Origin of the sequence: Neisseria sp. P0014.S002, from assembly GCF_051958295.1 — a bacterium.
Lineage (GTDB): Bacteria > Pseudomonadota > Gammaproteobacteria > Burkholderiales > Neisseriaceae > Neisseria > Neisseria flavescens_B.
The window spans coordinates 1-246 of the sequence record NZ_JBQCVO010000102.1 but is presented as its reverse complement, the minus strand read 5'-3'; the positions used below and the strand labels follow the sequence as shown (position 1 = coordinate 246).

At 55.7% G+C, this 246-nt stretch carries 1 pseudogene; it reads right to left on the bottom strand.

The features are described 5' to 3' along the window. A pseudogene (locus tag ACTHSX_RS10785) lies at window positions 1-246 on the bottom strand (hypothetical protein); the annotation flags it as partial.

Genomic DNA, 246 nt, shown 5'->3' with positions numbered 1-246 from the left:
GCGTGATCGACTTCGGCGGTATCGTCGGCTCCATGCTGTCTCCGTCGGGCGACATCAGCTTCACGCCGTGCAGATTATCCGTGCCGAGCAGCTCTTTGAGTGCCGATTTCGGAATCTCCAGCGAGTGCAGCAATTCGGGATAGTCGGCGTTGAGATGGCCGCTGCCACACGAGGCGGCAACATCGAATAAATCCAAGCGCGCCGTTTCGAGGCCGTCTGAAAAATCAACTTCTCTATACATTTCTA